This window comes from Xanthomonas sp. MLO165 (assembly GCF_018831305.1).
GTDB lineage: Bacteria > Pseudomonadota > Gammaproteobacteria > Xanthomonadales > Xanthomonadaceae > Xanthomonas > Xanthomonas arboricola.
Window position 1 is genome coordinate 2,510,592 of record NZ_CP029263.1, and the last position, 23,439, is coordinate 2,534,030.

Annotated in this window: 22 protein-coding genes, 4 tRNA genes and 1 pseudogene; 3 read left to right on the top strand and 24 right to left on the bottom strand. The window is 65.9% G+C overall.

What is annotated here, in order from left to right:
• Positions 1-128 precede the first annotated feature (128 nt).
• Positions 129-212: transfer RNA gene (locus DGN21_RS10530), tRNA-Leu, on the top strand.
• Between the two features lie 538 nt (positions 213-750).
• Here DGN21_RS10530 and DGN21_RS10535 read toward each other — a convergent pair.
• The 13 genes and pseudogenes from DGN21_RS10535 to DGN21_RS10595 form a co-directional block, all read right to left on the bottom strand.
• Positions 751-826: transfer RNA gene (locus DGN21_RS10535), tRNA-Gly, on the bottom strand.
• 81 nt (positions 827-907) lie between these two features.
• Positions 908-981 (bottom strand) — tRNA-Cys (locus DGN21_RS10540).
• 68 nt (positions 982-1,049) lie between these two features.
• Positions 1,050-1,125 (bottom strand) — tRNA-Gly (locus DGN21_RS10545).
• A 36-nt stretch (positions 1,126-1,161) separates the two neighbouring features.
• A complete protein-coding gene (pgsA, locus tag DGN21_RS10550) occupies positions 1,162-1,794 on the bottom strand; it encodes a CDP-diacylglycerol--glycerol-3-phosphate 3-phosphatidyltransferase (protein WP_024938673.1) in 633 nt (210 codons plus the stop codon).
• On the bottom strand, positions 1,794-3,650 hold the full coding sequence (gene uvrC / locus DGN21_RS10555) for an excinuclease ABC subunit UvrC (RefSeq protein WP_054592960.1): 1,857 nt from the start codon (positions 3,648-3,650) through the stop codon (positions 1,794-1,796). The genes pgsA and uvrC overlap by 1 nt, the downstream gene beginning before the upstream one ends.
• Positions 3,647-5,065 (bottom strand): hypothetical protein, encoded by a 1,419-nt coding sequence (locus DGN21_RS10560; RefSeq protein ID WP_160955144.1) that lies wholly within the window; start codon positions 5,063-5,065, stop codon positions 3,647-3,649. The genes uvrC and DGN21_RS10560 overlap by 4 nt, the downstream gene beginning before the upstream one ends.
• 23 nt (positions 5,066-5,088) lie before the next feature.
• Positions 5,089-5,553 carry a low molecular weight protein-tyrosine-phosphatase gene (locus DGN21_RS10565; protein ID WP_047125313.1) on the bottom strand — a complete coding sequence of 155 codons (465 nt, stop codon included), beginning with the start codon at positions 5,551-5,553 and terminating at the stop codon, positions 5,089-5,091.
• Entirely contained in the window at positions 5,550-6,329 is a 780-nt protein-coding gene (gene kdsB / locus DGN21_RS10570) for a 3-deoxy-manno-octulosonate cytidylyltransferase (RefSeq protein ID WP_126966122.1), read from the bottom strand. Before kdsB ends, DGN21_RS10565 begins: the two co-directional genes overlap by 4 nt.
• A 283-nt stretch (positions 6,330-6,612) precedes the next feature.
• A complete protein-coding gene (gene lpxK, locus DGN21_RS10575; protein WP_102581629.1) occupies positions 6,613-7,650 on the bottom strand; it encodes a tetraacyldisaccharide 4'-kinase in 1,038 nt (345 codons plus the stop codon).
• Entirely contained in the window at positions 7,647-9,416 is a 1,770-nt protein-coding gene (gene msbA, locus DGN21_RS10580) for a lipid A export permease/ATP-binding protein MsbA (RefSeq protein WP_016902580.1), read from the bottom strand. Before msbA ends, lpxK begins: the two co-directional genes overlap by 4 nt.
• The gene (locus DGN21_RS10585; protein WP_024938679.1) at positions 9,413-9,877 is read right to left on the bottom strand and encodes a biopolymer transporter ExbD; all 465 of its coding nucleotides are present in this window, start codon (positions 9,875-9,877) and stop codon (positions 9,413-9,415) included. The genes msbA and DGN21_RS10585 overlap by 4 nt, the downstream gene beginning before the upstream one ends.
• Before the next feature lie 3 nt (positions 9,878-9,880).
• Positions 9,881-10,543 (bottom strand): MotA/TolQ/ExbB proton channel family protein, encoded by a 663-nt coding sequence (locus tag DGN21_RS10590; protein WP_039514427.1) that lies wholly within the window; start codon positions 10,541-10,543, stop codon positions 9,881-9,883.
• Positions 10,437-12,983 (bottom strand): annotated as a pseudogene (locus tag DGN21_RS10595) (DNA internalization-related competence protein ComEC/Rec2); the annotation flags it as partial. The pseudogene DGN21_RS10595 and the gene DGN21_RS10590, both read right to left, overlap by 107 nt.
• A gap of 256 nt (positions 12,984-13,239) precedes the next feature.
• Here DGN21_RS10595 and DGN21_RS10600 point away from each other — a divergent pair.
• Positions 13,240-14,304, top strand: a complete 1,065-nt coding sequence (locus DGN21_RS10600; protein WP_039521715.1) for an SDR family oxidoreductase — start codon at positions 13,240-13,242, stop codon at positions 14,302-14,304.
• Positions 14,305-14,545: 241 nt separating this feature from the next.
• Here DGN21_RS10600 and lolD read toward each other — a convergent pair whose 3' ends face one another.
• The 10 genes from lolD to DGN21_RS20305 form a co-directional block, all read right to left on the bottom strand.
• Positions 14,546-15,280, bottom strand: a complete 735-nt coding sequence (lolD, locus tag DGN21_RS10605; RefSeq protein ID WP_160955145.1) for a lipoprotein-releasing ABC transporter ATP-binding protein LolD — start codon at positions 15,278-15,280, stop codon at positions 14,546-14,548.
• The gene (locus DGN21_RS10610; RefSeq protein ID WP_024938683.1) at positions 15,273-16,514 is read right to left on the bottom strand and encodes a lipoprotein-releasing ABC transporter permease subunit; all 1,242 of its coding nucleotides are present in this window, start codon (positions 16,512-16,514) and stop codon (positions 15,273-15,275) included. The genes lolD and DGN21_RS10610 overlap by 8 nt, the downstream gene beginning before the upstream one ends.
• Positions 16,515-16,537: 23 nt before the next feature.
• Positions 16,538-16,990 (bottom strand): hypothetical protein, encoded by a 453-nt coding sequence (locus DGN21_RS10615; protein WP_104542253.1) that lies wholly within the window; start codon positions 16,988-16,990, stop codon positions 16,538-16,540.
• Positions 16,941-17,189 carry a succinate dehydrogenase assembly factor 2 gene (locus DGN21_RS10620; protein ID WP_016902588.1) on the bottom strand — a complete coding sequence of 83 codons (249 nt, stop codon included), beginning with the start codon at positions 17,187-17,189 and terminating at the stop codon, positions 16,941-16,943. Before DGN21_RS10620 ends, DGN21_RS10615 begins: the two co-directional genes overlap by 50 nt.
• A 111-nt stretch (positions 17,190-17,300) precedes the next feature.
• Positions 17,301-18,083 carry a succinate dehydrogenase iron-sulfur subunit gene (locus tag DGN21_RS10625; protein ID WP_024938686.1) on the bottom strand — a complete coding sequence of 261 codons (783 nt, stop codon included), beginning with the start codon at positions 18,081-18,083 and terminating at the stop codon, positions 17,301-17,303.
• A 16-nt stretch (positions 18,084-18,099) separates the two neighbouring features.
• Complete coding sequence (locus DGN21_RS10630; protein ID WP_024938687.1) at positions 18,100-18,309, bottom strand: hypothetical protein; 210 nt, start codon at positions 18,307-18,309, stop codon at positions 18,100-18,102.
• Between the two features lie 3 nt (positions 18,310-18,312).
• Positions 18,313-20,103: a succinate dehydrogenase flavoprotein subunit gene (gene sdhA, locus DGN21_RS10635; RefSeq protein WP_016902591.1), complete on the bottom strand. Its 1,791-nt coding sequence runs from the start codon at positions 20,101-20,103 to the stop codon at positions 18,313-18,315.
• Between the two features lie 33 nt (positions 20,104-20,136).
• The gene (sdhD, locus tag DGN21_RS10640) at positions 20,137-20,523 is read right to left on the bottom strand and encodes a succinate dehydrogenase, hydrophobic membrane anchor protein (RefSeq protein ID WP_016902592.1); all 387 of its coding nucleotides are present in this window, start codon (positions 20,521-20,523) and stop codon (positions 20,137-20,139) included.
• Positions 20,520-20,915 (bottom strand): succinate dehydrogenase, cytochrome b556 subunit, encoded by a 396-nt coding sequence (gene sdhC / locus DGN21_RS10645; RefSeq protein WP_026064344.1) that lies wholly within the window; start codon positions 20,913-20,915, stop codon positions 20,520-20,522. The genes sdhD and sdhC overlap by 4 nt, the downstream gene beginning before the upstream one ends.
• Positions 20,916-20,971: 56 nt before the next feature.
• Entirely contained in the window at positions 20,972-21,280 is a 309-nt protein-coding gene (locus tag DGN21_RS20305) for a DUF1674 domain-containing protein (RefSeq protein ID WP_228599687.1), read from the bottom strand.
• On the opposite strand from DGN21_RS20305, the gene DGN21_RS10655 reads away from it, so the two are divergent.
• Positions 21,182-22,072: a folate-binding protein YgfZ gene (locus tag DGN21_RS10655; RefSeq protein WP_126966120.1), complete on the top strand. Its 891-nt coding sequence runs from the start codon at positions 21,182-21,184 to the stop codon at positions 22,070-22,072. The genes DGN21_RS20305 and DGN21_RS10655 overlap by 99 nt on opposite strands.
• Here the strand turns inward: DGN21_RS10655 and ugpC are convergent.
• The gene (ugpC, locus tag DGN21_RS10660; protein WP_024938691.1) at positions 22,069-23,157 is read right to left on the bottom strand and encodes a sn-glycerol-3-phosphate ABC transporter ATP-binding protein UgpC; all 1,089 of its coding nucleotides are present in this window, start codon (positions 23,155-23,157) and stop codon (positions 22,069-22,071) included. The two genes, DGN21_RS10655 and ugpC, sit on opposite strands and share 4 nt — an antisense overlap.
• Positions 23,158-23,439: the final 282 nt, after the last annotated feature.

A 23,439-nucleotide genomic window follows, 5' to 3' on the forward strand; every position in this document is an offset into this window, starting at 1 on the left:
CGTGCGCAGCCGGTTGCTGCGCGCCTGCGCGGTGGGAGCATAGCGCAGGCAACCATCGGACCATGAGTGCGGCGAACTGGCGACGCGGCGATTCACAATCGGCGCGCAATCAGGCACGCTATCGCAATGCCCGGGTGGCGAAACTGGTAGACGCAAGGGACTTAAAATCCCTCAGCTGCAAGGCTATGCGGGTTCGATTCCCGCCCCGGGCACGCTCTAGTGGCACTGCAAAGTGCGCAACGCCATCGACGCGTCGACAAACCTTGCCTGCTGCGATGTCGCATCGCTCTCGCATTGAGCAGTCCAGCCTCTGCGTTGCGCTTATCAAGTGCATGACGCGCCCTCAGCCCGCTCCCCTGTCTCGGATATCACCGCAATCCTCAGCGCAGCGCAGGCTGAGGTGGAACAGCGCGAGCAGATTGGTGATCACGGCTGCGCTAGACGTGGACAGCGATGCCCGACGAGATGGAACGGCGCGCCATTGCATAGCATGCAGGCCGCAGTGCCCTCCCGTGCGCCTGGAGAGCACCAACCGCAGCATCTATGCAGCGCCACGCACAACGATGCGATCTTGTTTACGACAGAAGTCCTGGCGCCAGCGGAGCACCAGGCGCAATGCGCATCTGGCATCAAGCACGCCGCACTACGTCAGCGAGAAGAAGGCCAAGAGTTGCCCTCCTCAAGTGCTAGCCCGACCGGCATCGGCCAATAAAAAACCCCGTATATCGTTCGATATACGGGGTTTGAATTTGGAGCGGGAAACGAGACTCGAACTCGCGACCTCAACCTTGGCAAGGTTGCGCTCTACCAACTGAGCTATTCCCGCGTGGAGCAAAATTGTACAGCTTGTTACTTCGTTGCGCCAGTCCTGTCGTCGTTGCCGACGCATGAAACAACGCATGCAATGTGGAGGCCTGGGCCGGAATTGAACCGGCGTACGCGGATTTGCAGTCCGCTGCATAACCACTCTACCACCAGGCCGAAACATCAAACCCAAGGCATCCTGCCTTGAAACAACGAGACCTCCGGCAAGGGGCCTTGTCTACATCTGGAGCGGGAAACGAGACTCGAACTCGCGACCTCAACCTTGGCAAGGTTGCGCTCTACCAACTGAGCTATTCCCGCTTGGGAGGCGAAATTCTACAGCGAACAGCATCGCTGTCAACTATTGCTTTCGACTTTTTTCGGTTTGCTGGTGATCGCGGCTTTTTCGTCGGCGCGTAGGCTCGGCCAGGCGGCCTGCAGGTACTGGAATCCGGACCACAGCGTCAGCAATGCGGCGATCGCCAGCGTCCAGTATCCGGCGCGGAAAATCAGGTTGCCGAACCAGATTCCGTGCGTGGGCATCTGCCCCGGCGTCACCGAATACAGCAGACACAGCAGCGCGACCATCTGTGCGGTGGTCTTGACCTTGCCGATCACCGCCACACGTACCTTGGCGCGCTGGCCGATTTCGGCCATCCATTCCCGTAGGGCGGAGACTGCGATTTCGCGGCCGACGATGACCGCCGCCCAGAACGCCATCCATGGTGTGGGGTGGCCCTGCACGATCAGGAACAATGCCACTGCGACCATCAACTTGTCGGCCACCGGGTCCAGGAATGCGCCGAAGGCCGAATACTGGTGATAACGCCGCGCGACCCAGCCATCCAGCCAGTCGGTGATGGCGGCCAGCGCGAACACGCCGGCGGACGCGAAATTGGTCCAGGTGTACGGCAGGTAGAACACCACGACCAACACCGGGATCATCACGATCCTCAGCAGTGTCAGCCACGTGGGGATGGTCAACTTCATTACGGACTCGACTCGCCTGCCGCATCGGGAAGCGCCAGCCCGTGCAGGTTAGCGTAGATTCGCGCGGCAAGTGCGGCATTGACGCCCTCCACCCGCGCAATCTCGGCCTCGCCGGCGGCCTTGAGCCCGACCAGGCCACCGAAATGCTTGAGCAGGCTCGCGCGTCGGCGCGGACCGATGCCGGGGATATCCTCGAGTTTGCTGGTCATGCGCGCCTTCTGGCGGCGGCCGCGGTGACCGGTGATCGCAAAGCGGTGCGCCTCGTCGCGCACCTGCTGGATGAACTGCAGTGCCGGCGATGCCGCACCCGGCCGCAGCTCGCGGCCGTCGGCCATGATCAGCGCCTCGTGCCCTGCCCTGCGCTCCTCGCCCTTGGCCACGCCGACCAGCAGCACATTCTCGATGCCCAGATCGGCCAGCGCGCCCTTCGCCTGTGCGAGCTGACCGGCGCCACCGTCGATCAGCAGCACATCCGGCAGCACGCCGTTTTCTTCCACCGCGCGTCGAAAACGCCGTTCGATGGCCTGACGCATCGCCGCATAGTCGTCGCCTGGCGTGATTCCGGAAATATTGAAGCGCCGGTATTGGCCGCGCACCGGGCCGCTGGCATCGAACACCACGCACGAGGCCACCGTCGCCTCGCCCATGGTGTGACTGATGTCGAAGCACTCCACTCGCCTCACCTGCTCGGCCAGCCCCAGCATCTCGCGCAATGCCTCGCTGCGTGCATGCTGCGCGCTCTGGCTGGTGAGTTCGGTGACCAGGGTCAGCTGTGCGTTGCGTGTCGCCAGCAGCAGATAGCCGGCACGCTCGCCGCGCACGTTCCACTTCAACGTCACCTTGTATTCGGCGGCGGCGCTGAGTGCGGCCTCGATCAGCTCGGCATCGGGAATTTCTCGATCGAGCAGGATCTCGCGTGGCGGCGAATGTTCGGCGTAGTACTGCGACACGAACGCAGCCAGGATTTCGTCCGCGCTGTCTTCGCCGTTGGTCTTGGGAAAGAACGAGCGCGTGCCCAGGTTGCGGCCGTCGCGAAAACTCAGCAGCAGCACACAAGCTTGGCTGGCTTGCGTGGCGCAGGCCAGCACGTCCAGATCCGCCGCGCGGCCGTCCACGTACTGGCGGTTCTGCATGCTGCGCAGCGAGGACAGCAGATCGCGCAGGCGTGCGGCGCGCTCGAACTCCAGCGCCTCGCTGGCCTGCTGCATCGACTGCATGATCTCTTCGCCGAGCTGATCGCTCTTGCCCTCCAGAAACATGGTGGCGCGGCGTACCGATTCGGCGTAATCGGGCGCGGCGACCAGCTCCACGCAGGGCGCGCTGCAGCGACCGATCTGGTATTGCAGGCACGGCCGCGAGCGGTTGCGGAACACGCTGTCTTCGCAACTGCGCAGCTTGAACAGCTTGTGCATCAGGCTCAGCGTTTCGCGCACGCCGGTAACGCCGGTGTACGGGCCGAAGTAACGCCCCTGCACGGCACGCGGGCCACGATGCAGGGCGATGCGCGGCCACTGCTCGCGGGTCAGCAGCACGTAGGGATAACTCTTGTCGTCGCGCAGCGACACGTTGTAGCGCGGCGACAGCGACTTGATCAGCTGGTTTTCCAGCAGCAGCGCTTCGGCTTCGCTGCGGGTCACGGTGACGTCCATCCGCGCGACCTGCGACAGCATCGAGGTCAGCCGCGCATTTTTCGGCGTGCCGTTGAAATAGCTACCCACGCGCTTGCGCAATGCACCGGCCTTGCCGACATACAGCAAGGTGTCGTCGCCCGCGTACATGCGGTAGACGCCGGGCGCGGTGCTCAATTGCGCAGCAAACGCCTTTCCATCGAAATCGGATTGGGGCCTTGCGTTCATTCTTCTATCGAAACATCGCGCAGTTCGCCGCTCGCCAGGTCGTAGCGCAACACGGCATGGGCATCGGTCTCGGCAATCCACACCGCGCCGGCGGCGGCCGCCAGCCCGGCCGGGCCATGCAGGCGGCGTGGCAGCGCGACCGTGGTCAGTTCGCCGCCACCCAGACGCAGGCAGCGCAGGCGGCCGTTGCCGGTGTCGGCGATCCACAGCATCGGCGAATCGGCCGCCAGCGCGATGGCTTGCGGAAACTGCAGCCGCGCAGTGCCGCGCGGGCCGTCCTCGTCGCCGAACTGCCAGGTGCCCTGCCCGCCGACCAGGGTCTGCACCAGATCGCCACGCAATTGCATGGTGCGGATCGACGAGCCCAGCCCATCGCAGATGTAGGCCACCTGCTGCACCGCGGCCAGGCCGGCCGGCTGTGCGAATGCGGCCAGGTGCCCGCTGCCATCGCGAATCTCGAGCGCGCCGGTACCGGCGCGTGCGCTCAATGCGGCGCGGCCCAGGTCATAGCTCCAGATGCGGTTGTCGCCCGCCATGGCGATCAACACCTGATTGTCGGCAACGGCCAGGCCTTGCGGGTAGTTCAGCGCCGAGGCACCGGCGAACGCCAGCGGCCCCTCGACCGGCTCGCCGGAGCGCCCGGTGCCGCACAAGCTGTCGACCTGCCCACTGCGCAGGTTGATGCGACGCAGGGCGTGATTGCCGGTGTCGGCGACATACAGCTGGTCGCGCTCCAGCGCCAGGCCTTGCGGACGCCGGAACGCCGCCTCACCGACGCCTCCATCGATGAAGTCCGCATTACCGTGGCCGAACTGGCGCAGCACGCGGCCGCCGTGCGTGCATTCGAGCACGCGGTGATGGCCGGTGTCGGCGATGTACAGGCGGTCCTCGGTGGCGGCCAGACCGGTTGGAAACCGCAGCTCCAGGCGCGGCTCGGGATCGCGCTCGGCCACCCCATGCAGGTCGGCATCCGATGGCGGCTGCTGGCCTTCGCACAGGGCGACCAGCGCCTTGTCGAGATCGCCGGTCACGCCGACCAGACGCTGACGCTCGCGGCCGTAGGCATCGAGCAGCACCAGCGTCGGCCAGGAGTCGATGCCGAAACGGCGCCAGGTCTCCCAGTCCCTGTCGAGCAAAATGGGCGCACTGACACCATGGCCGCGCAGCTGCTTGAGCGCGCGTTGCGGCTCGCGTTCGCTGTCGAAGCGCGGCACCTGCACCACGATCACCTGCAGCCGGCCGGGGCTGCGCGCCTGGAACTGCGCCAGCTCGGCCAGGCGCTCGGCGCACCACACCGAGCTGGCATTGACGAATGCCAGCACCAGCGCCCGCCCGCGATGCTCCTGCAGGGTGGATGGCCTGGCATTGAGCCAGGTAGGAAATTCCGGCAATTCCTGGGTAAGCTGGGCAGTCATACCGTAATTATGCCCAAGCCCGATTAGCTGCGGGTGAGTCTGGCCACGGTCTGGCGCGCAGCGGTATCGACCAGTTGCCAGGCACGCTCGAAATCGTCCATGCCGCCGGTGTAGGGGTCGGGGATATCGTCACGCTCTTCCACACCGGCCCAGGGCAGCCAGAGCGCGACCTTGTCGCGCAGCGGCGCCGGGGCGAGGCGTTGCAGATCGCGCAGATTGCTGCCATCGGCGCACAGCAACCAGTCGAAGTGTTCGAAGTCGGCGCCGCGCACCTGGCGCGCGCGCAACCCGGAGATGTCCACGCCATGGCCGCGTGCGCAGCGAATCGCGCGTGGGTCCGGCGGATCGCCGGCATGCCAGTCGCCGGTGCCGGCGGAATCGACCTCGATCCGCCGCGACAGCCGCGCCTCGTCCAGCCGCGCACGCAGGGCGCCCTCGCCCATCGGCGAGCGGCAGATATTGCCCAGACACACGATCAGCACCCTCATGCCGCCGCCACGCGGGTTTGCGCGCGCGCCAGATCGTCCGGGGTATCGATGCCGGCCGGAAACTGCTCCGGCGTCAACGCCACCGCGATACGGTAGCCGGCCTCCATCACGCGCAATTGTTCCAGCGACTCGATGCGCTCCAGCATGCCGGGCGGCATTGCCGCGAAGCGCTGCAGAAATCCTGCGCGGTAGGCGTAGATCCCGATATGGCGCAGCCATTGCCCGTCACCGGGCAAGCTGTCGCGCTGACTGGCGAAGCTGTCGCGATGCCAGGGAATCGGCGCGCGACTGAAGTACAAGGCGTCGCCACCTGCGTTACGCACCAGCTTGACCACGTTCGGATCGAACAGTTCGTGCGCGCCGTCGACCTGTGCGGCCAGCGTGGCCATTTCGGCGCCGGAGTGCAGCAGCAGCTCGGCCACCGCACGGATGCCGGCGGCCGGCGCGAACGGCTCGTCGCCCTGCAGGTTCACCACGCAGGTCTCGGCTTCCCATCCGGCGATCCGCGCGCATTCGGCAAGCCGGTCGGTACCCGATGCGTGCGCGTCGCCGGTCATCGCCACATGCACGCCGGACAGGCCTTCGACCACCTCGGCAATGCGTGCATCGTCGGTGGCCACCCAGACCTCGCGCGCGCCGGCCAGCAGCGCCCGCTCGGCCACATGCTGGATCATCGGGCGATCGCCGATCAACTGCAGCGGCTTGCCCGGCAAGCGCGTGGAAGCGTAGCGTGCGGGAATGGCGACGACGAAATCTGCAGGCGTTGAGTTAGTCATGCGTGCGCGCTCTGGAAAACAGGAAGAGTGGAAGAAACGAGATAATCGAATCGCATGATGTCGTGGTGTGATTGAGCGAAGTCGCGGTGTTCAGTTGAGCAGCGATGCCCTACATCAGCACTACGCGCCGCTGCATGCACTGCTCGCACAGGCACACCGACATCTTGATTGGTCTTTGCCCACCCACCGTCGCGGGACCTTGATGTTCTTGCGGCGTGTCCCACGACGGTGAGTCGGCAAGGACCCTGCAACCAAGCCGCAGATCGCCCTGCCGGCGCAGCGTTCACACGCCCTGCCGGCTGGCCAACTTGTCCAGTCGATCCAGCAGGCTCACCCAGAACGCCGCCGGCAGCTCCGCCTTGAGCGGCACGCTGTACAGCCATTCGTCGGCAAATGGCCTGCATTTCACCGCATCCTTTTCGGTCATCAGCACTGGCAAACGGCTGCCGAAACTGAAATCCGCCGCGCGATACACGTGATGATCAGGGAAGGCATGCGGCACTACACCGATGCCGCGCGCACGCAGCATCGCGAAGAAGCGTTCCGGGTGCGCGATCCCGGCCACGGCATGCACGCGCTGGCCGGCCAGCCGGCTCAATGGCTGAGCGCGCTTGCCATCCATCGGCTGCACGCTGTCGATGCTCAGGCGCATCTGCCATTCGCCGAATCCGGTGTCATCAGGCGCGGGTGCGGTCGCTGCTGCGCTGGCCTGGCCCAGATTGACCACGCGGAAATCGCAGTCGCGTGCACGTGCAGCTGGCTCGCGCAGCGGCCCGGCCGGCAGCAGACGCCCATTGCCGTAGCGGCGCTGGCCATCGACCACTTCGATCTCGACATCGCGGGCCAGCCGGTAGTGCTGCAGCCCGTCGTCGCAGACGACGATGTCGCAGCCCGCTTCGACCAGGGCGCGCGCCGCAGCCAGACGATCGCTGTCCACGCGTACGCGGGCACCGGTCTTCCAGGCGATCAGGACCGGCTCGTCGCCGCCGAGCGCGACCGGCGTGTCCGCCTCGACCCAGCGCGCCGTGCCCGATTCGTCACGGCCATACCCGCGGCTGGCCACGCCGGGCGTCCAGCCGGCCTCCTGCAACTTGGCGACCAGAGCAATCGTCAACGGCGTCTTGCCGGTGCCGCCGGCAGTGACGTTGCCCACCACGATCACCGGCACCGGCACGCCGTGGCGCTTGCGCCAGCCGCGGCGATACAGGGCGCGTCGCAGCGCGATGGCAGCGCCGTAGACCGGCGCCAGCAGGCGCGCCGACAGCGGGATCGGCGCATTGTCGTACCAGTAACCCGGCGTGCGGGTGCCGCGCTTGCTCATGCCTGACGTTCGCGGAACTGCATGCCGTGCAGGTGCGAGTACAAGCCGCCCTGCTCCAGCAATTGGTGATGGGTGCCGCGCTCGACGATACGGCCCTGGTCCATCACCAGCACCTGGTCGGCATGCTCGATGGTAGACAGGCGGTGCGCGATCACCAGCGTGGTGCGGTCCGGCATCAGCTTGTGCAAGGCGTCCTGCACCAGGCGTTCGGATTCGTTGTCCAGCGCCGCGGTGGCTTCGTCCAGGATCAGGATCGGCGCGTCCTTGAGCATTGCGCGCGCGATCGCCAGACGCTGGCGCTGGCCGCCGGACAGGCGCCCGCCCTTGGTGCCCACATGCGACTGCAGGCCTTCGGGCAGCTGCGCGACGAACTCCATCGCGTTGGCGCCCAGGATGGCGCGTTCCAGCTGGCCGGCATCGGCACTGCGCATTTCGCCGTAGGCGACGTTGTCGGCGATGCTGCCGTCGAACAGCATGACCTGCTGGCCGACCAGCGCGATCTGCCGCCTCAGATCGGCCAGCGCGTACGCCTGCACCGGGTGCCCGTCGAGCAGGATCTGCCCGGACTCTGCTTCGTAGAAGCGCGGGATCAACTTGATCAGGCTGGACTTGCCGCTGCCGGAACGCCCGACGATCGCCGTCACCGTGCCCGGTTGCGCCACGAAACTGACCTCGGCCAGGGCCGGGTTCACCTGGCCCGGATAGCGTGCAGTGACATTGCGGAATTCGATCAGGCCCTTGGCGCGCGTCAGCGGCACCGCGCCCTGGTCCGGCTCGTCGGGACTGTCGAGCACCGAGAACAGGCGCTCGGCCGAGGCCAGGCCGCGCTGCACCATGTTCTGCACATTGGTGAGCTGCTTGAGGCCCGGGATGATCGTCAGCATCGAGGTCATCAGCACCACGAAGTCGCCGGCGGTCAGCCGCCCGGCCAGTGCCTGGGCCCCGGCCACGAACAACAGCGCCGACAGGCCGATCGCACCGATCATCTGCACCGTGGCGGTGGAAATGCCCCGCGTGGATTCGACCTTCATTGCCAGACGCAGATTGCGGTCGGCCAGCGCGCCGTAGCGCTCCATTTCGGTCTGCTGGGCACCGTAGATCTTGACCTCCTGATGGCTGGACAAGGTCTGGTCGGCCGCCTGCAGCAGATGCGCGCCGCTTTCCTGGATGCTGTGGCTGATGCGCCGATAGCGCCGCGCCACCTTGTCCATCACCCAGGCCAGCACCGGCGCCAGCACCAGGATGGTCAGCGTGACCTGCCAGCTATGCCACAGCATCAGCGCCAGCGCACCGATCACCTGCAGTGACTGCTGGATCATCACCTTGACCGCATCCACCGCCGCCTGCGCCACCTGATCCGAGTCCGAGCCCAGGCGGATCAGCATCGACGGCACCGGTTCGGAGTCGAAGCGCGATCCCGGCAGGCGCAGATATTTGGACATCACCTTGACGCGCAGGTCGCGCGCGATGCTGCGTGCGGATTTGCCCATCGCCATATCGGTGATGTAGCCGGCGACGCCGCGCACCACGAACAACAGGATGATCTGCACCGGCAGCCAGCGACTGACTTCGGCATTCTTGTAGATGAAGGTCTCGTCGGTGATCGGCTTCATCAACGCCAGGAAGCCGGTCGTGCCGGCCGCCTCGATCAGCGCGGCAATCAGCGCGGCAACCAGCAACAGGCGATACGGCTTGGCGAAGGCCAGCAGGCGACGGTACGTGCGCCAGGACGAAACTGGCGCCGGGCGGTCGTTGGAGGTGGTCACTGGCGGGTTCCGTTAGTGCGGGTCTGGCCGGTCGTGGATGTCGCCCCGGCTTGAGGCGCTGTGGCGATCGCGATGCGGCGGAAGCCGAGTTGCCCCAATGCATCCTGCGCGGTCACCACCGCTTGATACGGCGTGCGTGCATCGGCGCGCAGCAACACCGTCTGCTCGCGGTCGTCGCCGGCGAGCTGGGCGATGGTCTGCTTGAGCGAGTCCACGTCCGAGCGCAGCACTTCCTGATCGTTGATGAAATAACGCCCATCGGCATTGACCAGCACGCTCAGCGAACGTGGCGGTGTGCTGCTGTGCTGGTCGCTGGCGGTCGGCAGCTGCAATTGCAGCGTGGAGCGTGCGTCGAAAGTCGTGGTCACCACGAAAAAGATGATGAGGACAAGGATGACGTCAATCAATGGCACCAGATCGATATGCGGCTCGTCCTGGCCTCGGTCACTGCCGATGCGCATCCGTCAGCCCTTTGCCATGACGGGTTTGCCAGCTGCCGCGACCGGCGCCGTGGCGGCTGGCACCACGCGGCCGTCCATCGTGTCCAGCAACAAGGTGGCTTCCTGCTCCATCTCGATGATGTAACCGGCGATGCGGCCCTTGAAGAAGCGATGCGCCATCAATGCCGGTACCGCGATGATCATGCCGGTGGCCGTGCACACCAGCGCCTTGCCGATGCCGCCGGCCAGCTGGTTCACATCGCCCACGCCGTGATCGAGGATGCCCAGGAACATCTGGATCATGCCGACCACCGTGCCCAGCAGTCCCAGCAGCGGCCCGGCCGAAGCGATCGTGCCCAAGGCATTCAGATAGCGCTCCATGCGGTGCACCACATGCCGGCCGGTGTCCTCGATACGCTCGCGAATCAATTCACGCGGACGACCGCGCACGTCCAGCGCTGCGGCCAGCAAGGCGCCCAGCGGCGAATTGCGCCGCAGCGACTCGATGTGGCTGGGATCCAGTTTGCCGCGCGCGGCCCAGTTGCGGACCTCCTCGCCCAGACCTGGCGGGGTCACCTCGTTGCGGCGCAGGCTCCACAGACGCTCTAGCACGATCGCCAGCGCAATCACGCCCAGCAACAGCAACGGCACCATCGGCCAACCGCCTGCCTTGACCAGCTCCAACACGATTCGATTCCTCCGGCAACGCGGCCGCCTATTCGCTGGTCGATAGGATAGCAGCCGACCGCCGCCGTTCCGCAGCATCCCAGAGCCGTGGCTGCCAGCGCCGCCGCTCGCGTACCTGCAGGCCGTCGGCGCCCAGCCAGACCCGGATTGCCCCGGCCCGGGCCGTGTCGAGCAACTCGGCGCCACTGCCCTGCCAGCGCTGCACCACCTCGGCACGCGGGTGACCGAAGCGATTGCCGTGCCCGGAGGACACCAGCGCCAGCCGCGCGCCGGTGGCGGCGATGAAAGCGGCATGCGAGCCGTCGGCGCTGCCGTGGTGCGGGACCACCACCAGATCGGCACGTAACTCCGCGGCATGTTCACGCAGCAGGCGGCGCTCGACGAGCTCGCCGATATCGCCCGGCAACAAGGCGCTTCCATATCGCGTCTCGATGCGCAGCACGCAACTGGACTGATTGCGCAGATACGGAAAGCCGGCGCTGGGGTGCAGGAAGCCAAAGCGCACCCCGTCCCATGCCCATTGCTGGCCGGCACGGCAGCGGGTGCTGACGTCCAGTGGCGCCTGTGGCGGTGCCGCAGTCATCGCCACGGGTAATCCCGCACGCACCGCTGCATAGCCGCCGGCATGGTCGGCGTCGGCGTGACTGAGCACGATGGCATCCAGGCGGCGCACCCCGAGCGCGCGCAAGGCCGGCAGCACTACCCGCTCGCCCGCATCGAAGCCATCGCGCACCGCCGGGCCGGTGTCGAACAGCAATGCATGCCGTTGCGTGCGTACCAGCACGGCCAGACCCTGCCCCACGTCCAGCACCTGCACGTCGGCTTCGCCGGCCGCGGGCAGCTCGCGGTCCGGCCACAGCAGCGGCAACCACAACAACAGCGCCATGGATTTGCCGGGCGCGCCGCGCGGCAGCAGCAACCAGAACGCGCCGAGCAAGGCCGCGACCAATGCGAGCGCATCGGACTCGGGTACCCACCACAACGCCACCGAGGTCTGTCCAAGCCAGACCAGGCCTGGCCAAGTCAGCTCGAAGCACCAACCAGCCAATCGCCATGCCCACACGCCCGCTCCCGGATGTACTGCTTCCAGCCCGGTGCCCAGCAAGGCGAGCGGCACTACTACAAAAGTCCACCAGGGAATGGCGAGCAGATTGGCCAATGGCCCCACCAGCGATGCCTGGCCGAACAGGCTGACGGTCAACGGCAGCAGGCCAACAGTGGCGACGGTCTGGGCGGACAGGAAGCCGCGCACGACCGCGCGATCGTCCGCTGGCAGGCACCACACCAGCCAGGCCACCCCGGCAAAGCTGAGCCAGAAGCCCGCCACCAGCACGCTGAGCGGGTCCCACAGCAGCACTGCCAACAAGGCCAGCGCGAGGATCTGCACGGTGCTGACGCGCCGCCGCAGCACCCGCGCCAGGGCGACCACGGCAATCATCAGCACGGTGCGCACCGTCGGCAGCGCCAGGCCCGCCAGCGCCGCATAGCCTGCGGCACCGAACAAGGCGGCGACCGCAGCTACATGGGACCGCGGAATCCGCGTTCCAAGCACCGGCCAGGCTCGCCAGAGTCCGGCGACCAGCAGGGCGACGAATGCAGCGACCAGCCCCACATGAAATCCCGAGATCGCAATCAGATGGCTGAGCCCGGTCGCACGCAGCGTGGCCCAGGCTGCGTCGTCCAGCCCGCGCGTGTCGCCCAGGGCGAGCGCGCGCAGGTAAGGCGCCGATGATCCAGGCACGCGGTCGGCAATGCGCTGCGACATCGCTTCGCGCCAGGCATCCACGCCGCGCGGTGCAGCGGTCTGCCGCGCCGCAATCGGCACCCGCACATAGCCGCTGGCGGCAATGCGCTGCGCCAGTGCCTGCCGCTCGGCATCGAAGCCACCAGGGTTGCGCAAGCCGCGCGGCGCACGCAGCTTGAGCCGCAGCTGCCAGGCGGCGCCCGCGCGCAGCGCGGCACGCGGCCCGATGCGCTCGGCACCGAAGTCGTCATACCAGGCCAGCTGCAGCAGCTTGCCGCGCAGTGCGGCAGGCTGTGCGGGATCGTCATCCACGCGCAGCTGAAAGCGCGTGCGTCGTGGCTCGGCGACCGGCAGTTCGACAACCTGCCCGCGCACGGTCAGTTCCCGCGCTTCATCCTGCGGGTGCAATTGTGCCTGCAGGACGCCGGTGACCTGCCAGCCCATCAGGCCGAAACCGAACACCGCGCTGGCCAGTGTCCCCACCAACACGATCCGCCGCGGACGCAGCCATGTGCCGAGGCCGATGCCCAGCACCGCTGCAGCAAGGCATGCCGCATAGACCGCACGCGACAGCAGCGCAGGCGACCACGCGCACACCACGATGCCCAGCAACAAGGCCGCTGCCGCGGTCATCGTCGGTATCCGCCGCGGTGTAGGCGGTGCCTGTGCTGACGCATCCATGCTGTCGGTCGCCATCCCGGCCGTGGTCCATCCACCGACTCAAGTTAGACCAGCGTCTGCGTCGGGCACAGCAGCGAGCGGCGCATTGCGCGGTAGGAATAAGACTGCGACTGCCGTGGTACATCCAGCCGGTGGAAGGTGCTGCCGCACGCGTGCGATGCGCCAGGCAGGACAGCGTCTGCAGGCCGCACAGCAACCGTATCAGACTGCATTCGCCTCGATTTCATGACTGCCGCGTTATGTTCGCCACTGTTTCTGAGGAGCTTCCCCCATGCGTAAAGGCACTGCACTGATTGTCGGCGTGACCGGCATTTCCGGTTACAACCTCGCCAATGTCCTGGTGGCCGATGGCTGGACCGTCTATGGCCTGGCACGGCGCCCGCTGCCTCAGGACGGCGTGATCCCGCTTGCGGCCGATCTGCTGGATGCCGACAGCACCAGCACCGCGCTGCGTGGCCTGCCGATCACCCACGTGTTCTTCTGCACCTGGACACGGCGCGACACCGAGCGCGAGAACGTCGAAGCCAACGGCGCGATGATGCGGCATCTGTGCGAAGCGCTGAGCGATGCGCCGCTGCAGCACATGGCGCTGGTCACCGGCACCAAGCATTACCTGGGCGCGTTCGAGAACTACGGCAGCGGCAAGGCGGAAACGCCGTTCCGCGAAAGCGAGCCGCGCCAGCCCGGTGAGAACTTCTACTACACGCTAGAAGACCTGTTGTTCGCACATGCCGAGCAGCATGGCTTCGGCTGGAGCGTGCATCGCTCGCACACCATGATCGGCATGGCCAATGGCAGCAATGCGATGAACATGGGCGTGACGCTGGCGGTGTATGCATCGCTGTGCAAGCACACCGGCCAGCCGTTCGTGTTTCCCGGCTCGCAGGCGCAGTGGAACAGCCTCACCGACCTGACCGATGCCGGCCTGCTCGGCAAGCAGTTGGCCTGGGCCGGCCTGAGCCCGGCCGCACGCAATCAGGCCTTCAACACCGTCAACGGCGACGTGTTCCGCTGGCGCTGGATGTGGAGCCAGATTGCCGACTTCTTCGGGCTCGACGCTGCGCCCTGCCCCGAGACCCCGCAGCCGCTGGAGGCACGCCTGAGCGAGACCGCGCCGGCAATATGGAGCGAGATCGCCAGCCAGCATGGCCTGGTGGAGGCCGACGTCAATCGATTGGCATCCTGGTGGCACACCGATGCCGACCTGGGCCGCGAGATCGAGTGCGTCAACGACATGACCAAGAGCCGCGAACTGGGCTTTACGGATTTCTACGACAGCCGTGCATCGTTCCTGGAACTGTTCACGCGCCTGCGCGCGCTGCGCATCATTCCCTGATGCGCTGGGTCGTCGCCACACCCGTGGCGGCGACCGTTCTTCCTGTCAACGCAATTCCTGTCGACGCGAGCATCGGCGCGTTGCTGCGCGCGGGCACTTTGTGCTGAGCGCGCATGCTGTGGCCACCGCCAGTCGATGCATCACGCGAATGCACCCGCAATCAGCCCCAGGATCTTCAATCTGAGACCGCGGGTTCACCGCCGCCCAGCCGCCAGGAATTCCGACGGCCAGGCAGTGCTTCTTACACCGCAGAAGGTGCCAGTTCGCGCAGCCTGCCCTGATGCAGCTCGAGCACGCGGTCCAGGCGTCGCGCCAGACTGCGATCGTGCGTCACCAGGACCAGACTGGTGCGCTGTGCACGGTTGAGCTCCAGCATCAGCTCGAACACGGTCTCGGCGGTCTTGTCGTCCAGGTTGCCGGTGGGCTCATCGCCCAGCACGCAGCCCGGCTTGTTCACCAGTGCGCGCGCCACCGCCGCACGCTGACGCTCGCCGCCGGACAATTCGCTGGGCTTGTGCTCGATGCGGTGTCCGAGCCCGACCGATTCCAGCAACTGCAAGGCCTGCGCCCGCGCCACTGACACTTCTTTCCCGGACAACAGTACCGGCATCATCACGTTTTCCAGCGCGGTGAATTCCGGCAGCAAATGATGGAACTGGTAGACGAAACCCAGGGCCTGATTGCGCAGCTTGCCGCGCTCGCCATCGGACAACGCTGACATGCGCCGGCCGGCCACGTACACCTCGCCCGAGGTCGGAATGTCCAAGCCGCCGAGCAGATGCAGCAGCGTGCTCTTGCCCGCCCCTGAGGCGCCGACAATGGCCACGGTTTCGCCTGTCGCCACGGTCAGATCCAGACCGTCGAACACCGGCGTGCGCATCTTGCCCTCGGCGTAGGTCTTGCCCAGACCCTCGGCGCGGATCACCGCCTCTGCATGGTTTGGCGTTTGCACGGCCGATTCCCTGATCTCATTCATAACGCAGCGCCTCCGCCGGCTGCGTGCGCGAGGCGCGCCATGCCGGATACAAGGTCGCCAGGAAACTCATCACCAGCGCGACGACGGTGATCACCACCACGTCCTGGGTCTGCATGTCGGTCGGCAAGCCGGTGATGTAATACACGTCCTCGGGCAGCAGCTTGACGCTGAAGATGGTCTCGATCACACCCAGGATGCGCTCCAGGTTGAGCGTCAGCACGATGCCGCCGATCACGCCCATGATCGTGCCCATGAAGCCGATCAACGAACCCTGCACCATGAACACCTGCATCACCCCAGCAGGCGACAGGCCCAGGGTGCGCAGGATGGCGATATCGGCCTGCTTGTCGGTGACCAGCATCACCTGCGAGGACACCAAGTTGAACGCGCCCATCGCCACGATCAGCGACAGCAGGATGCCCATCACGGTCTTTTCCATCTTCAACGAGTGGTAGAGATTGGCGTTCTCCTGGGTCCAGTCGCTGACCCGGTACGGGCCATGCAACTTCACCGCCAGATCGCGTGCCACCGGCCAGGCCTGATCCATGTCGTGCAGGCGCAGCCGCACGCCGGTGACGCCGTCCATGCGCAGCACGCGTGCCAGGTCCTGCATGTTGACCACGGCCAGGCCGCGGTCGATCTCGTTGTAGCCCGCCTCGAAGATTCCGCTGACGGTGAAGCGCTTGAGCCGCGGCATCGCGCCCAGCGGCGTGGCCTGGGTATCGCTGAGCAGCACCACGATGCTGTCGCCCATGTCCACGCCCAGCCAGATCGCCAGCTCCTTGCCGATGACGATGTTGTAGGAGCCCGGGGTCAGGCTGTCGACCGACCCCTGCTGCATCTTCTTGGCCAGCACCGATACCTTGCCCTCTTCGGCAGGAACGATGCCGCGCACGATCGCCGGCTGCTTGCGCGGGCCCTGCAGCAGCGATTCGGTTTCGATGTAGGGCGCGGCACCGGCGATGCGCGGATCGGCCATGGCGACCTCGACAGCATGCTGCCAGTCGTGCATCGGCGCGCCGTCCGCACTGACCGTGGCATGCGCGGCCATCTGCAGCAGGCGGTCGCGGATTTCCTTCTGGAAACCGCTCATCACCGCCAGCGTGGTGATCAGCACGGTCACGCCCAGGGCGATGCCCAGGATCGATGCCATCGAGATAAACGAGATGAAGCCATTGCGCCGCTTGGCACGCAGGTAGCGCAAGCCGATGGCAACCGGGATAGGTTTGAACATGCGGTTCAACCAGGAAAGGGACGCTATGGTGCCACTTGCGGCCGCCGGGACGAAATGGCGTGTGCCTGAGCGGCCAGACGCAGTTCACGTCGCTGCGCTGCGGGCAAGGTATCCGGCCAGAAAAGCAGGCGTTGGCGACGTGCATCCAGGCCAGTCCACGCCACCACCGCGATCGGCCCGCGCCACGCCACCTGCAGGCCCTGCACCTGCACACCGTCAACGCTGGCGGGCGTTTCGCTCCAGGGCACGATCACTTCCCGCGCTGGCGAGCGCAACAGCAGGCGCAGTGATCGTCCACCGGTCAACACCGTATAGACAGACAACAGCATCGCCAGCCATGGCGGCACCCCACTCCGCCAGAGTGCCCACAATGCGAGCGCGCTCAGCACGCCCAGCGCGCAGGCAAGCCCGCGCGAGGGTCGCCATTCAAGCCGGCATGGCGCGAATATCGGCGATGAGTGCGGCGTTGACGGCATCGGGGCAGGCCTCGTATCCCATGAACCAGCGCCACAACTTATCGTCTTCGCAATCCAGCAGCTGTAGGAAAACCGCGCGCTCGGATTCGGAAGCCTGCGCCCAGCGTTGATCCAGATAGCGCCCGAACAATTGATCGAGCTCGCGCATGCCGCGCCGGCAACGCCAGCGCAGTTTCTTCAACAGCGTTTCTTCATCCATCTCACTCTCCACCTCGCCTTGCCGGCACCGAAAACGACAGCGGCACCAGACCAAGGGCCGGTGCCGCTGTGAACCATCTCCCCGCCGAAGCGGGGCCGCATTGCCCTGCGATCAGGCGCGACGCGCCATCATCAGCTTCTTGATCTCGGCAATCGCCAGCGCCGGGTTCAGGCCCTTGGGGCAGGTCCGCGCGCAGTTCATGATGGTGTGGCAGCGATACAGCTTGAACGGATCTTCCAGGTCGTCCAGGCGCGCACCGGTGTCTTCGTCGCGCGAATCGATGATCCAGCGATACGCCTGCAGCAGGATCGCCGGGCCCAGATAGCGCTCGCCATTCCACCAGTAGCTCGGGCAGCTGGTCGAGCAGCAGGCGCACAGGATGCACTCGTACAACCCATCGAGCTTGCGGCGGTCTTCCGGCGACTGCAGGCGCTCGCGGTCCGGCGGCGGCGGGGTCTGGGTGCGGATCCACGGCTTGATCGACGCGTACTGCGCGTAGAAATGCGTCAGATCCGGCACCAAGTCCTTGATCACGCTCATGTGCGGCAGCGGATAGATCGGCACCTCGGCCTTGCCGCAGGCGGCAATCGCCTTGGTGCAGGCCAGCGTATTGGTGCCGTCGATGTTCATCGCGCACGAGCCGCAGATGCCCTCGCGGCAGGAGCGACGGAACGCCAGCGTCGGGTCGATCTCGTTCTTGATCTTGATCAGCGCGTCCAACACCATCGGACCGCACTTGTCGAGATCGATCTCATAGCTGTCGGTACGCGGGTTGGCTTCGCCATCCGGATCCCAGCGGTAGACCTTGAAGGTGCGCGTGTTCTTGGCGCCCTGTGCAGGGTAATGCTTGCCCTTGCCGATCTTTGAATTCTTGGGGAGGGTGAACTCTGCCATAGCTGCTCTCGTTGGCTCAGGCGATGCGCGGTGCGAACGACAACCGCACCGTGCGCATGAAGGTAAAGATGACGGATGCCACCGCCGCGGCGGTGGCGCAACCGCCGGCGGCTTGCCGGCGTTGCCCCTGCGTCATGAGGCGATCCGGCTGTCGCGGTGCACGGCTGCGGTACCCGGACAGGCCGGCCAGCAGAGGCAATGCGAAAGCGGATCGATCCATGCGCATCGATCAGTAAACGCGCGGCTTCGGCGGGACCACGTCCACGTCCTTGCTCAGCGTGTACATGTGCACCGGACGATATTCGAACTCGCACTTGCCCTTGTCGTCGACGGTGACCAGCGTGTGCTTCTGCCAGTTGACGTCGTCGCGGTCCGGAAAGTCTTCGTGCGAATGCGCGCCGCGGCTCTCATGCCGCTGTTCGGCCGAGTTGATCGTCGCCACTGCATTGAGCAGCAGGTTGTTCAACTCGTAGGTTTCGATCAGGTCCGAGTTCCACACCAGCGAGCGGTCCGAGACCTTGACGTCCTCGAAGCTGGCGAAGATCTCGGCCATCTTGTCGACGCCCTCTTTCAGCGTCTTGCTGGTACGGAACACTGCCGCGTCCGACTGCATGGTGCGCTGCATGTTGTCGCGGATCACCGAAGTCGGCGTGGAGCCGTTGGCGTAGCGCAGCTTGTCCAGCAGGCCCAGCGCCTTGTCGCAGGCATCGGACGGCAGCGTCTTGTGCGGCTGGTTGGGCTTGACCGTCTCGGCGCAGCGGTTTGCCACCGCACGGCCGAACACCACCAGATCCAGCAGCGAATTGGAACCCAGGCGGTTGGCACCGTGCACCGACACGCAGGCAGCTTCGCCGATCGCGTACAGGCCCGGCACGACTGCATCCGGGTTGTCGCCCTGCTTGCGCACGACTTCGCCATAGAAGTTGGTCGGAATGCCGCCCATGTTGTAGTGCACGGTCGGCAACACCGGAATCGGCTGCTTGGTCACGTCCACACCGGCAAAGATGTGCGCGCTCTCGGCGATGCCGGGCAGCTTTTCGTTGATGACTTCCGGGCCGAGGTGGGTCAGGTCGAGCAGGATGTGATCCTTGTGCTCGCCCACGCCACGGCCTTCGCGGATCTCCACTGTCATCGAACGCGATACCACGTCGCGCGATGCCAGATCCTTGTAATGCGGTGCGTAGCGCTCCATGAAGCGCTCGCCGTTGCTGTTGCGCAGGATGCCGCCTTCGCCACGCACGCCCTCGGTGATCAGGCAGCCCGCACCGTAGATACCGGTGGGATGGAACTGCACGAACTCCATGTCTTGCACCGGCAGGCCGGCACGCATCACCAGGCCGCCGCCGTCACCGGTACAGGTGTGGGCGGAGGTGGCGCTGAAGTAGGCACGGCCATAGCCGCCGGTGGCCAGCACCACGCCGTGGGCGCGGAACAGATGCAAGCTGCCATCGGCCATATCCAGCGCCAGCACGCCGCGGCAGACGCCTTCCTCGTCGAAGATCAGGTCGAGTGCGAAGTACTCGATCATGAAGCGTGCGTTGTGCGCCAGCGACTGCTGGTACAGCGTGTGCAACATCGCGTGACCGGTACGGTCGGCCGCCGCGCAGGTGCGCTGCGCGGACGGGCCTTCGCCGTACTTGGTGGTCATGCCGCCGAACGGGCGCTGGTAGATCTTGCCCTCTTCGGTCCGCGAGAACGGCACGCCGTAGTGCTCGAGCTCGATAATGGCCGGAATCGCCTCGCGGCACATGTACTCGATCGCGTCCTGGTCGCCCAGCCAGTCCGAGCCCTTGATGGTGTCGTAGAAGTGGTAGCGCCAGTCGTCTTCGCCCATGTTGCCCAGCGCGGCGGAAATGCCGCCCTGCGCCGCAACGGTATGCGAGCGGGTCGGGAAGACCTTGGTCAGGCAGACCGTCTGCAGGCCCTTCTGGGCCAGGCCGAACGTGGCGCGCAGGCCGGCGCCGCCGGCGCCCACCACGACCATGTCGTACTTGTGTTCTGTGATCTTGTAAGCGGACATCGAATTATGGATTCCTGTTTGGTCGCGGACGACTCAGCTGATGCCCAGCGCAATACGCGCCACGGCAAACACGCTGACGATGGCGCCCAGCACGGCGACGAAGCGCACGATGGTCTGCGCAGCAAGCGCGAGCAGCGAGTTGTGCACGTAATCTTCCAGCACCACCTGCATGCCCAGCTGCGCATGCCAGAACGAGGCGATCAGGAAGCCGACCAACAGGATCGCGTTCCAGGGCTTGGCCACGGCAGCGCTGGCCGCAGCGTGATCGGCACCGATCAGGCTCAGCACGAAGATCAGGAACCAGATCGACAGCGGCACCAGGGCGGTGGCGGTCAGGCGCTGCACCACGAAGTGCTCGGTGCCGGTCTTGGCGGCACCCAGGCCACGCACGTTCTTCAGCGGGGTACGGTAGCGGTTCATACGGCACCTCCGGCCAGCAGTACATAGGCCCAGATCGCAGCGGTGAGCACGAAGCTCAGGATTAGCGACAACCAGCCAAGACTGACGAACGAGCGCACTGCATAGCCCTGTCCGAAGTCCTGCATGATGTGGCGCAGTCCACCGAACAGGTGGAACGCGAAGCACCAGGTCCAGCCGAACAGGAAAACCTGGCCGTACCAGGCGCCTGCGTGCTCGCGGAAACAATTCCAGTGGTCGGGGCCGAGCATCAATGTCAGCAAGGCGGCAGCAATCGCCAGGGCGCCGATGGACAGTACGATGCCAGTGGCTCGATTGAGAATCGAGGTCACCATCTGTATCTGCCAGCGGTACACCTGGAGATGCGGGGAAAGAGGACGTTCGCGGATCGCCATTCGCTGGGCTCGTTTTCTCGGCTGGGCGGCACTAGACCGCTGTGGCTAAAAGCTGCTCAAAAATCGATGCAGCGTCCATTTTTTTCCCAGTCGCCGTAGCGCGTTGGCTCGGGGCCGTCGCGTCCACCAATCTCCTTGGGCAGTGGCTGCTTCTCGGGAAGATGCTCCTGAGGAGAAGGCTGCGTCTCGGAATCCTGCGCTGGGGTGGGGGTTGGATGGCCTATCATAGTGGTCTCACAACATTGCGATTTTAGTCCTCCCCTTCCATGGCTGACAACCTGAATCTTATTCCACAGGGTTTTGGCTCCCTGCACGACATGCAATACGTCCGCTTGATCGGGACGGATGCAGTGGCGTTCGCGCATGCGCAATTTGCCAACGACGTACAGGCGCTGGCGATCGGGCAGTGGCAGTGGAATGCGTGGTTGACGGCAAAGGGGCGCGTGATCGCCATCTTCGCACTCCTGCGTGAGGACGACACCCACCTGCTGATGCTGTTGCCCGATGGCAATGCGGCCGAGATCGCAACGCAACTCGGCCGTTTTGTGTTCCGACGCAAGCTCAAGATCGGCGTGGCGGCGCTTTTGGCGTTTGGCGGCCTTGCCGCGCCCGCGCGCGCCCAGGGCGCGCAGGCCGATATCGGAACGCAGCGTATCGAATTGGACCTGGGCAGCCCTGCCCTGCCGCGCACGCTGATGTTGCTGACGAACGATGAGGCATTGGCCGCGCCTATCGAAGTACCGCGCATGGACGCCGAGTGGCGCCGTACGGACCTACAACTGGGGCTGGCGCGCCTGCCCGATGCGCAACGCGAGCAGTGGACGCCGCAGCAGCTGGCGCTGGATCGCCTGCAGGCCTTCAGCGTCAAGAAGGGCTGCTACCCGGGCCAGGAGATCGTGGCGCGTACGCATTTTCTAGGCAAGGCCAAGCGTGCGCTGCAGCTGCTGCAGGTCGATGCCGTTGGCAGCGATGCGCTGGCCGAGGCCGGCCAGGCCGTGCTGCTGGGCGATGCCACCGTCGGCACGCTGGTCAGCGTGGCGGGCGATCTTGCACTGGCGGTGCTGCCGCTGGAGCTGACCCTGGAGGCCGACGCCGTGCTGCAGGCGGGCGCGCATGCCGCCCGCCCGCTTGCATTCGTGCAGGGACTGGCGCGTTAGGCCAGCGCCAGCCGTTCGCCGCTGGCCGGGTCGAAGAAGTGCAGCGCCTCGCTGCGCAGTGCCAGGCGCAGTTGCTCCCCCACCGCCGGCAAGGCCTGCGGTGCGACCCGGATCACCAGCGGCTGGCCGCCACGGTCGAGGTTGAGGAAGATCTCGTTGCCGACCGGCTCGATCACATCGATACGCGCGTCAAAGCCCAGCGCGGCGTCGTTTGACGGCTGCAGGTGCTCCGGACGCACGCCGACGATCACCTCGCGACCGAACCAGCTGCGCTCGACCCGCGCCGCACCCAGCGGCACACGCCAGCCATCGGCCATGACCAGATGCAGGCCGTCCTGCTCATCCAGGCGCCCCTGCAGCACGTTCATCGCCGGGCTGCCGAGGAATCCGGCCACGAACAGATTGGCCGGGCGGTCGTACAGCGCCATCGGGCTGTCGATCTGTTGGATCACCCCATCCTTGAGCACCACGATGCGCTGGCCCAGCGTCATCGCCTCGACCTGATCGTGCGTGACGTAGATCATCGTGGTGCCGAGCTTGCGATGCAGCTGCGCGATCTCGGTACGCACGCTGTGGCGCAGCTTGGCATCCAGATTGGACAGCGGCTCGTCGAGCAGGAACACCGACGACTCGCGCACCATCGCCCGCCCCAGCGCCACGCGCTGACGCTGGCCGCCGGACATCGCCTTGGGCAGCTTGTCGAGCATCGGGGTCAGCCCCAGCAGCTCGGCGGCGTTGTTGACGCGCTCGGCGATGACCTGCTTGGGGTGGCCGCGCAGCTTGAGCCCGAAGGCCAGGTTCTCGGCCACGGTCATGTGCGGGTAGAGCGCATAGCTCTGGAACACCATGGCGATGTCGCGGTCCTTGGGGGCCACGTCGTTGACCACGCGCTCGCCGATCTTGAGCGTGCCGGCGCTGATGTCCTCGAGCCCGGCGATCATGCGCAACAGGGTCGACTTGCCGCAGCCGGACGGACCGACCAGCACCATCAGCTCGCCATCGGCGACCTCGAAGCTCGCACCCTGCACCGCGACCTGGCCGTTCTCGTAGACCTTGCGGACACCTTCCAACTGCACTTTCGCCATCTTCGGCCTCAACGTAAGTTGTGCGCCCTGCCCTCGGCCCTCCCGACGGCGGTGACGCCGCATGCGCCTGCAAGGAAATCCCCTGCAAACGAATGCATTGGTTTATTCTGACATGTAATCGTTTTCACATGGCAACATCGATCTCGGGAGGGACCATGCCGCCACCGACCCAAGCCGCTGTCTTAAGCGGTGCAGCCTACCTTGCGAGGCCCGCCATTCGGCCACGCATGTGCAGGTCAACCGCCGCGGCGCTAACCGCTGACGGCCACTTGCTGCAACAAT